A 12580-nucleotide genomic window follows, 5' to 3' on the forward strand; every position below is an offset into this window, starting at 1 on the left:
CCTATTCGTCTATATATTTTCCTCAATCAGCTCCGCTAATTTTTGGATACCTGTAGGGATAGGAACATACGCTTGGAATGGTATACTTACGACCGGTTTCCCTACTGTTTTTCCTAGTTTAACAAATTTATCCAAGTACATTGTGGTTTGAGGACTGATCAAGAACAAATCGAAATCACTTGTCTTGATTTGGTTGTCCCCTTCAGTTGCAGAAACCGCGTCAACAAATACTTCTTCCCCTTTTCCTTTAAAATATTCTGTTGTTTTTGATGCCATCATCGAAGAAGACATTCCTGCGGCACAAATAATCAATGCTTTTTTCATTACGATCACTCCTCTAATTTTTAATTGGATTTCTTACATTCACTATAAAATGAAATCGCTTTCTTTTCAAAATGGATTTTTCCTTATCGCTTAGGAAAATAGTTATAAGATTACGCACAAAAAAAGAAGTCACACGGCTGTGCAACTTCTTCTTATCAATTACTGCGCATGAAAATTCAAACGCATACTGTAGATTGGATTCAATGGATCATCCAAGCTTTCAAAATCAAAGTTTTCACCAACTGTACCAAATAATGAGAAAGAGAAAGAAGTACTGTGTCCTTCGATCGTTCCTAGTTCTCTGCGGTTATTGAGGTTTTGACCTGACGAGATCAACATGACTTGATTGTCATTCAGATTGTTTTTCACCCCTAGATCGATTTCTGTTAGTTTTTCGGTATCTGATTGACTAACGACCGAACTTACTGACACTTGGACCGCACGTTCCGCATTGTTTTGGATCTGATAAGTTGGTGAGACGATACCATTGCTTTCTTTACTTTCTGCAAAGGACACGTTCACAGGAATCGTCACATCAATGTACTCAGACGTATCTTCTAGAATCGTGACTTGACTGTTCAACGTCCGAGCGTTGCCAGCTTGGTCTGTTAAGGTGATCGTTACACCATGATCGCCTACCGCTAAATCGGCAAATTGCACATTGTTTTCATATGCAACTTCGACTTGAATACCTGGTGACAATGACCAGTTGTCGGTCGGATCACCATCTAAAAATTCACGAGGTGCTGGTGCTGTTTGGCCTTTCGTGAACACTAATGGATCTTTTAATGTTCCGTCAGGTGGCGTGGTATCAACTATCCGCGGCATGGCATTATTAAAAATATATTCATTTCCAGCTTCATCGGTTGCTGTAATATTCATTGGATGGTAGGCATTGAATCCATTCGGAGATAAGTCATATAAGTGACGATGATTTACCAACTGGATATTTTCTAACTCTGACCAATTGTCCGCTAAATCGCTGATTAGTCCCCTTAATTCTTCCTGGGTAAAATCTCGATGGCGCGTTGCTTCAAACTCTGTCCAATGGTTTTTAACTATACCGGTTGGTGCTTGTGTATCGACCACGCGATACTTCACATCATAGTCCGTATAATTACCGCGGATATCCTCTAGACGAACATTGGCATCATAGATGGTTGTCGATGGGGCAACATTGACAATACTTACGATATCTCCGTTATCATTACACAAGGAAAGATCAATTTGATCGGTTGGTGTCGTATTGTCCAATGGGTCCTCGGTAAAGAACTGTAATAGCTCATCTTTCGTCAATTCTTCTTTTCTTCGTGCTTGGAAATCGACAGGTTGGGTGACGACATTTCCTGTTGGACCTTCGTTGTCTCCCGCAAGAAATTTGACTTCTTGTAACTCCGATTGATTTCCTTGCTCATCTTCCAAACGAATAAAGCCAGTATATTCTTTGTATTCTAAGTCGTCTAACTCAAATTCGTTCCCTTCACTATCGACTAATTCAATGGTGATGTTTTCTGGTAAGCTCCAGTTATCGTCAGGGTCACCGTTGAAAAACTGCAACAAGTCCGTTCGAGAAAACGTGTTCGATGTAAGCGTGGAAAAATCAATGACTTCATCCTTGAAATTAGCAGTTGGTGCTGTAGTGTCCACTACTCGTGCCATGGTATTGTCAAAAATGTGTTCATTCCCAAATTCATCGGATGCCGTGAGATCCAGTTTATGGTAAGTGCTTCCACTATTCGGATACAAATCATATAAGTGACGATGATTTTTTAACTGGATATTTTCTAACTCTGACCAGTTGTCCGCTAAATCATTTATTAGTAGTCGTAATTCTTCTTGGGTAAAATCCCGATGACGATTCGCTTCAAAAACAGTCCAAGTTCCTTTAATATTTCCTGTCGGTGCTTGCGTATCGACCACCCGGTAATTGACTGGATATTCTGTCTTGTTGTTCGCTTGGTCTTGTAAACGAACTTTCGCATCATAAACAGTCGTCGACGGTGCGACATTGACAATACTCACAACATCGCCAGCATTGTTACGTAAGGAAAGATCAATCTGATCGGTTGGTGTCACGTTATCTAGAGGATCTTCTGTAAAGAAGCGTAAAAGATCATCTCTCGTCAACTCATCCTTTCTTCGCGCTTGGAAATCTACGGGAGAGGTTGTGACATTTCCTGTTGGACCTTCCGTATCACCACCGAGGAATTTGACTTCTTGTAAAGTGGACTGATTCCCTTGTTCGTCTTCTAAGCGAATGTAACCGGTATGTTCTTTAAATTCCATATTGTTTAGATTAAATTCATTGCCCTGCTCATCGACTAATTGAATATTGATATTTGGCGACAACGTCCAATTGTCCACAGGATCACCATTTAAAAATCGCAATAAATCTGTTCGTGAGAAGGTATTTGATGTATGAGTCGAAAAATCAATGACTTCTCCTTTAAATGTAGCCGTTGGTGCTTGGGTATCGACTACTCGATATTTCACAGGATAGTCCGTTTGATTATTCGCTTCATCCCGTAAACGTATCTTTGCCTCACGAATTGTCGTTGATGGCGCAACATTTTTGATACTTACCGTATTTCCAGCACTGTCTAGTAATGCAATATCAATTTTATCCGTTGGCGTTTGATTATCTACTGGAGGATCGACAAAGAACTTCATAATATCCTCTTTCGTCAAATCATTCACTCTAGTAGCTTCAAAATCGACTGGTGTAGTGACAACGTTAGCTGTCGGCCCTTGGCTATCTTCCAACTGAAAAGTCACTTCTTGTAAGTTTGACTGCATACCAATTTCATCTTCTAAGCGAATATACCCTGTATGGGTACTCATTGATGTATCTAAATCAGATAAATAGATCAGTCGACCAGATTTATCCACTAATTGAATTTTGATGTCATCTGGTAATGTCCAGTTATCCTTCAAATCATTATTCAGAAATTGTAAGAGATCTGAACGTGTCGGCACGTTTATTTGCTCATTAAAAATACCAATGAATCCAGATTTAACAGTCCCAGTTGGTGCTTGTGTATCTACTACAACATAATTCGTCGTATGTGTCTCTGTCACTCCTGTTGTTTTATTTTTCAAAGTGACCACCATATCTCCACGAGCTTCTGGTCGCCATCCTTCAGCTGGAGAAGCAACAGAATACTCATAGTTATTAGGATTATCAGGCAATTGAGCAAACCATGAACGGATCTCTGCCTCAGTCATAGTAACTGGTGCACGTTGCGCTTGAATGATAATATTATTCCCAATAACAGCTGATGAACGACCATCATCAATTTCTAGACTTCCGATCTTCTCATTAGTATAATTACGATTAGTTAATTTTCTTGGCGTCGCAATGTCTGTATATTGTGTCGCAACTCCTGTAGCACCTAACAAAACATTCCCTCGGATCTCAACCGGTTCTGTCGAATTACTTATCTGTACTCTTTTTACGGTAAAATTGATCTCGGCGGTAAAATTAGAATAAAGCATGGCATTGCCTGAAACTGTAATGTCTGAGCGGTTAGAAGTAATATTCAATAACAAATAAGTATTGTTGTACTTCGGATGGTTCCCATAATACATCTGTGTGTACATTTCATCCGGCATTCCGACACCACTATCCGTCACGATCGATGAAATCCACCCGTTATTCCCATTGACACGTTCCACCATTGAATACGTTGGTACAGTTACGGAAAAAGTTTGAGTCGAATTGATCGCTGAACCTAGAATGATCTTTCGATTGATAGCCTTTTGCAATACTCCCTCTAAATAAGAAATTCTACCGTGATTCGTCAGTTGTGCGAGATTTTCAGGTGTTTCATTCCAAGCTCTCAAGTAATTCGGTACAGGTGCTTCATCAATTGGCGGTACTTCTGGCACCAAGGATTCCTCAGTTGCTACTTCACCACTTCCAACCGGGGCTTCTTCCTCTATCTTCGGTACTTCCTCCACAACTTCTGGTGTTTCAATAACTGTTGATTCAGCTGGTATTTCCTGTTCCGGCTCTTCTTCTACTATTGGTTCTTCTACTATTGGTTCTTCTACTGTTGGTTCTTCTATAGTAACTTCTGGTGTTTCTTCAGATAAGTGGCTTTCTGGCTGTTCTTCCGTGATTTCCGTACTAGCAATCGGTTCATTTTCTATTGCAAATACTGCCGATGGCAACAATGCGTGTTGGAATAACAGGAATGAAGTAGCGATCATCCGAATTTTTTTCGCTTTCAAAAATTCTGTCCCCCTTTCTCTTTCTTAGAATGTGCCTATTCAAAGTACTGATTATACGGATCTTTGAGATCAACTGATAACTATATGTAAGCATTCAAAAACTATGTGCTTGATCCCAAAAATTCTGCTTGATGACTCATACAGATAGAAGATATGTCTGTTCCATTCAGTACAAACAGTTCGCAGAATCGCCTTTTCACGATCGAATAATTGCTTTATGTAATTGTTTCACTGAATGACCTTCTTCTCCCTTTTTAATTGTTAAAAAAATAACACACATTCACATTAAAATTATCCATAATTCTATTATAGGAACAAAATCTTTTTCTACCGTTAGAAAGGTAAAAAAATCATTTTTTAATCTAAATTAGAGGAACGAACAGCAAATTTTAATCTTATTATTACCAAATTGCTTGATACGTTTTCTCAACATCTACTATATATCGCTGATTACTCATCACATTTTTTTGCTATCGTACTTTATCCAAAATCATAATTTCTATAAGTAAAAATTAGTGGTTTTTACTATGAGAAATTGCAAAGATGCCTCTCATAAAAAATATTTTTTAACTGCATAAAAAAAGAACAACAAGAAAGTAGATTCTTTCTTGTTGTTCCAAAAATTATTCTAAGATTTCTTTTCATGTATATCATTTACCAAAAACCATTTTTATTCCTTTACATTGAAGTTCAACCGCATACTATACACCGGGCTCAATGGATCATTCAAACTTTCAAAATCAAAGTTCTCTCCAACTGTTCCAAATAACGAGAAGGAGAACGATGTATTACGACCTTCGATTGTTCCTAGTTCTCTGCGGTTATTGAGGTTTTGACCTGATGAGATCAACATCACTTGATTGTCATTCAGATTGTTCTTCACACCAAGATCAATCTCTGTCAATTGTTCCGTATTGGATTGACTAACGACAGAACTCACTGACACTTGAACCGCACGTTCCGCATTGTTTTGGATCTGATAGGTTGGTGAGACGATACCATTGCTTTCTTTACTTTGAGCAAAGGACACATTCATTGGGATCGTCACGTCGATATACTCGGACGTATCTTCTAGGATCGTAACTTGACTGTTCATTGTCCGCGAATTTCTCTGTTGATCCGTCAAAGTAACTGTCACACCATACGTTCCCACTTCTAAATCTGCAAACGCGACATTGTTTTCATATGTAACTGCCACTTGAATATCTGGTGACAATGACCAGTTGTCGGTCGGATCACCATCTAGAAAATCTCGTCCGCTTGGAGCTGTTTGCCCCTTCGTAAACACTAATGGATCTTTTAATGTTCCGTCAGGTGCTGTGGTGTCTTCAATTCGAACTTTGGTTTTCTCAAATGTGGTCGTATTTCCTGCTTCATCCGTAGCATCCACCTGGAGCTCATAATACCATTCACCAGGACTATGTGGAGGCATGGTGTTTAACGGAACATTATTTGTTAACTTAATTGCTTCTCTTTCTGTCCAATTATCTTCTAAATCAATGAGTAACGAACGCAATTCTTCCTGTGTAAAATCACGCGTGCGCGTTGCTTCAAACACAGTCGTTGTCTGATTAATCGAACCTGTCGGTGCTTGCGTATCGATCACGCGATAGTTAACTGGATACTCCGTCTGATTTCCTCGGATATCTTGTAAACGGACGTTTGCGTCATAGACGGTCGTTGAAGGAGCAACATTGACGATACTCACAACTTCTCCATTATTATTTCGTAAAGAAAGGTCAATTTGATCGGTTGCCGTCGTATTATCTAATGGGTCCTCAGTAAAGAACCGCAATAAATCTGCTCTCGACAATTCGTTTACTCGACGTGCTTGAAAATCCACAGGTTGAGTAACGACATTTCCTGTCGGCCCTTCATTGTCTCCCGCAAGAAATTTGACTTCTTGCAAATCTGTACGATTTCCGTGTTGGTCTTCTAAACGAATATAGCCTGTATATTCTTGGAACTCCAAGTCATCCAATGCAAATTCATTTCCCTGACTATCGACCAATTCAATGCGGATATTTTCTGGTAACGTCCAATTATCTTCCGGTGTGCCATTGAAAAATCTTAACAGATCTGTTCGAGAGAACGTATTCGATGTAAGAGTAGAAAAGTCGATCACCTCGTTTTTAAAGTTAGCAGTTGGCGCCGTAGTATCCACTATCCTTGGCATAGTTCCTCTAAAAATATGTTCATTTCCAGCTTCATCGATTGCCGTGATATCCATTGGATGGTATGCACTTGGTTCATTTGGAGATAAAACATATAGGCGACGATGACTTTCTAAGCGAATATTTTCTGATAAGGTCCAATTATCCGAAATGCTATGAAATAGTAATCGTAATTCATCTTGGGTAAAATCTCGATGACGATTCGCTTCAAAAACAGTCCAGGTTCCTTTGGCACTTCCTGTTGGTGCTTGTGTATCGATCACGCGATAATTGATCATTTGATTTCTATTCGCATTACCTGCTTCATCTTCTACATTTAAAAATCCCGTATACGTTTGGAGTAAGTTAGGTGCTACTCCAGCAATCGAAGTAGACGTACCCAGCGAGTCAAGCAATGATAACTTAATATCATCATTCAAGGTCCAGTTATCCGACATCGAATCAACAAACGGTAATAACTCTGAGCGCTCAAGTCCTCCAATTCGTCGTGCTTGTAAATCTCTAGTAGTTGTATTTGTCATAACATCTGGAGATTTTGTATCTATTACACGATAAGTAACTGGTAAATCACGAAAATTACCAAATTCATCAGTTAAACGGATTGCTGCATCATAGACATTTGTGATTGACGGAGCAACATTTCTGATACTTACTGTATTCTCAGAACTATCGATTAATGAAATATCGATTTGATCCGTCGGTGTACTATTATCCACTGGATCATCGATAAAGAATTTCATAATATCTTCTTTCGTCAAATCATTCACTCTTGTGGCTTCAAAATCTACTGGCGTAGTCGTGACATTTGCTGTTGGTCCTTCGATATCTCTCAGATTAAATTTCACTTCCTGTAGCGCCGATTGATTCCCAAATTCATCTTCTAGACGAATATAACCTGTATGAACGCTATTTGATGGTTCTAGATTTTGCAAATTGATAACTTCCCCATTACTGTCTAACAGTTGAACGATAATTTCATCTCTTAATGTCCAATTGTCCTCCAAATCATTATTCAAAAATTGCATGATTTCTGAACGAGAGGGAATGCTTGTTTCAACATTAGAAAGATCGATTATTTCTGATTTCACTGTTCCTGTAGGGGCTAATGTGTCTATAATACGCATTCTTGTTTCGTAAAAATTTTGTGTATTTCCACTTTCATCTGTTGCATTTAGATTAATTAAATTAGTGGAGTTAGGTACTAATTCCGTCAAGCTTCTTGTAGCTGCCATTCTAATATTACTCAACGTAGACCAATTATCTTGAAGATTATTTATAACCGAACGTAATTCTTCCTGGTTAAAATCTCGGTGACGATTTGCTTGAATATCTGTCCATTCTGTTTTTTCCATACCTGTAGGCGCTTCAGTGTCTACGACCGTCACAGTTGTCCAAAATTGTGTGATTCCACCAGTGGAATTATTGATAAGATAAACTGGCAACTGATTAGTATAACCAGGGAACCAACCAGTTCCAAGATTTGAGGTGGAGAAACTCCAATTTCCTGGACCTGGTAATGTATGGAACCAACTTTGAATCACTTCTTGAGACAACGATTGGCTTCTCGTGGCCTGAACCGTCACATTCGCATGCACACCGACTGTTGGGACTTCTTCCTCATCTTCCGCATTCACTGTCAATTGTCCAATTGTTTCCCCCGTATAACTAAGATTCATCACATGTCTTGGGGTGGCAATGTGTGTGAACTGTGTCGCAACACCAGTCGTACCTAAACCGACATTTCCACGGATATCTAACGCTACGGTCGTGCTTGCCGCCTGTACTCTTGTGACTGTAAAATTGATCGTTGATGTAAAATTGGAATTGATTGTTACAGTAGCAGAGACACTCACCGCTGCATTACTTGACGAAATATTCGTTAGTGTGTATGTATTTCGGTGAGTCGAATGATTCCCATAATACATCTGTGTGTATAATTCATCGGGCATTCCGACAGAACTGTCCGTAACAATTGAAGAAATCCAGCCATTACTAGTACCTTGCCGCTGTACCATGGAATGTGTCGGTACAGTCACGGAGAAAGTGGCTGTCGAATTTGCCGCATTGCCTAAAGTGATAGTTCGATTGATGGCATTTTGCAAGACAGCTTGAATATAGGAGCTTCTCCCATGATTGGTTAGTTCTGCTACGTTCTGTGCAGTTAAATTCAGCCGTCCCAAATGGATAGATAGCGGACTTTCATCAAGTGGTGGCACTTCTTCTTGCGTTTCCACCGTCTCTATAGTCTCCTCCGTCGCTGGTGCTTCTGGAGGTGCTTCCATCGTCGGCACTTCTTCTGCCACTTCTGGTGGAGCTTCAGGAGTTTCCACTACTACTTCAGGCTCTTCGTGAGTAATTGGTGCTTGTTCTTCGACCACGTCTGTTGCTTCTTCAGATAAGTGACTTTCTGGCTGTTCTTCCATGATCTCTGTATTAGCTATCGACTCGTTTTCTATTGCCATTACCACAGAAGGTAGCAATGCCTGTTGAAACAATAGGAATGAGGTAGCGATAATCCGTATTTTTTTTGCTTTCAAAAATTCTCTCCCCTCTCTTATTTTTTGACAATGCATGTAATCATCTATCTTTTTGGATAAGCTGATTGAGATAAGTAATCGTTAAAACGAGCTACTCGATCGTAAGTTTTCTGCAAAGTTCAGCTATAAATAAAAGGTATGTAATTAGTTCAGGCACCTTCGCAAAAATCATTGCGAGTTTATGCAGGATTTTTATGTGGAATCAATGGTGTAAACCTGCTAAAAAATGAAAAAAAACTCAAAAAACAATAATGCAAATGCCATACAAATATTATCCATAATTTCAAAATACTAATAAAATCTTTTTTTACCGTTAGCAAGGTAAAAAAACATCCAAGACGTGAACGCCAGTTGCTCACTATTTTTTTCGACTTTACCTTTTACTTGTCTACACTAGATTAGTTACTATTCCTTGAACAAAAAGGGATAACTATTATATAGAGTAAAAATATGAAATCATCACTGATAATAAAATTTCCCTCAGATGGAAATTTATAAAAAAAACCACATTCTCATGAAATCCAAATGATTTTCATGAGAATGTGGCATCTCGTTTTTACTTTTTTTCTATTGGTGCTTACTTATTAATTTGCGACGATGTTGACTAATTTATTTGGAACCACGATCACTTTTCTGATTGTTTTTCCTTCTAATTGTTCTTTGATACTGTCATCGTCCATCGCTGTTTTTTCTAGTTCTTCTTTTGATAAGTCACGTGCAACACTGGCTTTGGCACGAACTTTTCCATTGATTTGGAAGACGACTTCTACTTCATCTTCAATCAAAGCAGCTTCATCATAAGTTGGCCATGGTGCATAAGAAAGATCTTGTTCATTGCCTAGGATCGCCCATAGCTCTTCACCGATATGTGGCGCGATCGGTGCAAGTAATTGTACGAATCCTTCGATATATTCATAAGGTAAGGCATCGACTTTATATGCTTCATTGACAAAGACCATCAATTGAGAAATCGCTGTATTGAAATGTAGATTTTCGTAATCTTCTGTGACTTTTTTAACTGTTTGGTGATATACTTTGTCAAGTTTACCGTCATTCAGTGTCGTGATACGATCACGCATTTTATTGTTTTCGTCCACGATCAAGCGCCAAACGCGATCTAAGAATTTACGGCTACCTTCTAAGCCATTTTCACTCCAAGCAATCGATGCGTCTAATGGGCCCATGAACATTTCGTAGAGACGTAACGTATCCGCACCATATGCTTCTACGACATCGTCAGGATTGACGACATTGCCACGAGATTTAGACATTTTTTCGTTGTTTTCTCCAAGGATCATTCCTTGATTGAACAATTTTTCAAAAGGCTCTTTTGTTGGTACCACGCCAATATCGTAAAGGAATTTATGCCAGAAGCGAGCATACAATAGGTGAAGTACCGCATGTTCTGCCCCACCAATATAAATATCTACTGGTAACCATCGTTCTAGTTTTTCATAGTTAGCTAATTCTTTTTTATTATGTGGATCGATATAGCGTAGGTAATACCATGAGCTTCCTGCCCATTGTGGCATCGTATTCGTCTCACGACGACCTTTTTTACCTGTTTCAGGATCAACGACATTGACCCACTCGTCAATGTTTGCTAATGGTGACTCCCCTGTTCCACTTGGTTGGATATTGCTTGTTTTTGGTAAACGTAGTGGTAATTCTTCTTCTGCTACTGTTGTCACTGTGCCGTCTTCCCAATGGATGATCGGGATTGGTTCTCCCCAATAACGTTGACGAGAAAATAACCAATCACGCAAGCGATAGCTGACTTCTTTTTTCCCAACGCCATGTTCTTCCAACCATTGATTCATCGCATCGATGGCTTCTTCTTTATTCAATCCGTTCAAGAAATCAGAATTGATATGCGCACCATCTTCTGTGTAGGCAGCTGTTGAAGTATCGCCACCTTCGATGACTGGTAAGATTTCTAGATCAAACGTTTGTGCAAACTCGTAATCACGTTCATCATGTGCCGGTACTGCCATGATCGCACCTGTTCCATAAGAAGCTAACACATAATCAGCGATCCAGATAGGGATTTCCTTGCCATTTACTGGGTTGATCGCATACGCCCCTGTAAATACGCCGGTTTTTTCTTTAGCAAGATCTGTTCGTTTAAGATCTGATTTTTTCGCTGTTTCTGCGATATACGCTTCGACTGCTTCTTTTTGTTCTGGAGTTGTGATCTCACGAACTAAGTCTAGCTCTGGTGCTAGCACGGAGTAGGTTGCCCCAAATAACGTATCTGGACGTGTGGTAAAGACCGTATATTCTTTGTCTGTGCCAGCCACTTTAAACGTGACATTTGCTCCGACTGAACGACCGATCCAGTTGCGTTGCATTTCTTTGATGCTTTCGGGCCAATCCACAAGCTCTAGGTCATCAATCAAACGATCTGCATAAGCGGTGATTTTCAGCATCCATTGACGCATTGGTTTGCGGATAACATCATAGCCACCACGTTCACTTTTGCCGTCGATCACTTCTTCGTTTGAGATCACTGTACCTAGTTCAGGTACCCAGTTCACAGCTACTTCTGCTTCATAGGCTAAACCTTTTTCGTATAATTTAGTAAAGATCCATTGTGTCCATTTGTAGTACTCAGGGTCTGTTGTGTTGACTTCACGATTCCAATCGTAACTAAAACCAAGTGAATTGATTTGGCGACGGAAGGTTTCAATATTTTTTTGCGTAAATTCTGCAGGGTCATTCCCTGTATCCAATGCGTATTGTTCTGCTGGTAGTCCAAATGCATCCCACCCCATTGGATGTAACACGTTGAAACCTTGACTACGTTTGAAACGAGCTAGGATATCTGTTGCAGTATAGCCTTCTGGATGCCCAACATGTAGACCTTGTCCTGATGGATATGGAAACATATCCAACGCATAGAATTTTGGTTTACCTGGTTCATCATGCGTATTGAAGATGTTATTTTTTGCCCAATATTTTTGCCATTTTTTTTCAATTTCTTTGTGATTATAGCTCATCTTGAACCCCCTATTTTGATGTAATGATCTGTTTTTCTTTTAGCATCTGGCCTTGAAAAACAAAAAAATCCTATAAAAAGATTGCTCTTTTTATAGGACGTAATCTACGTGGTACCACCTAATTTTGCCTTACTAAACAAGGCCTTGAACGTTGTAACGGTCGTCACCGCCTCTGCTTACTGGGAGAACTGTTCAGCAGGTGCAACTCAAAGGCGAGTTCAAAAGCGTCCGTACACATTTTCACCAACCATGTGCTCTCTAAAACTTTCGACTTTTTACTACTTCCTTTTCAAACGTTGATCAACTAAATTTT

4 protein-coding genes and 1 other annotated feature are annotated in these 12580 nt (G+C 39.5%); all 4 genes read right to left on the bottom strand.

What is annotated here, in order from left to right; genetic code table 11:
* Positions 1–9: 9 nt before the first annotated feature.
* The 4 genes from IGJ14_RS12880 to leuS all read right to left on the bottom strand — a co-directional run bounded on the left by IGJ14_RS12880 (position 10) and on the right by leuS (position 12267).
* Positions 10–324, bottom strand: a complete 315-nt coding sequence (locus IGJ14_RS12880; protein WP_010734143.1) for a PTS cellobiose transporter subunit IIB — start codon at positions 322–324, stop codon at positions 10–12.
* Positions 325–483: 159 nt separating this feature from the next.
* Positions 484–4557: a hypothetical protein gene (locus IGJ14_RS12885; protein WP_019722568.1), complete on the bottom strand. Its 4074-nt coding sequence runs from the start codon at positions 4555–4557 to the stop codon at positions 484–486.
* Between the two features lie 670 nt (positions 4558–5227).
* Entirely contained in the window at positions 5228–9268 is a 4041-nt protein-coding gene (locus tag IGJ14_RS12890; RefSeq protein ID WP_019722569.1) for a hypothetical protein, read from the bottom strand.
* 584 nt (positions 9269–9852) lie between these two features.
* A complete protein-coding gene (gene leuS, locus IGJ14_RS12895) occupies positions 9853–12267 on the bottom strand; it encodes a leucine--tRNA ligase (RefSeq protein ID WP_430608028.1) in 2415 nt (804 codons plus the stop codon).
* Positions 12268–12357: 90 nt separating this feature from the next.
* Positions 12358–12570, bottom strand: a binding site (T-box leader).
* Positions 12571–12580 lie beyond the last annotated feature (10 nt).

The organism is Enterococcus sp. DIV1304_2, assembly GCF_050555445.1.
Classification (GTDB): domain Bacteria; phylum Bacillota; class Bacilli; order Lactobacillales; family Enterococcaceae; genus Enterococcus_B; species Enterococcus_B pernyi.

Excerpts from the sequence above, each read along its gene's own strand:
- IGJ14_RS12880 (WP_010734143.1), bottom strand. The coding sequence starts at position 324 with ATGAAAAAAGCATTGATTATTTGTGCCGCAGGAATGTCTTCTTCGATG.
- leuS (WP_430608028.1), bottom strand. The coding sequence starts at position 12,267 with ATGAGCTATAATCACAAAGAAATTGAAAAAAAATGGCAAAAATATTGG.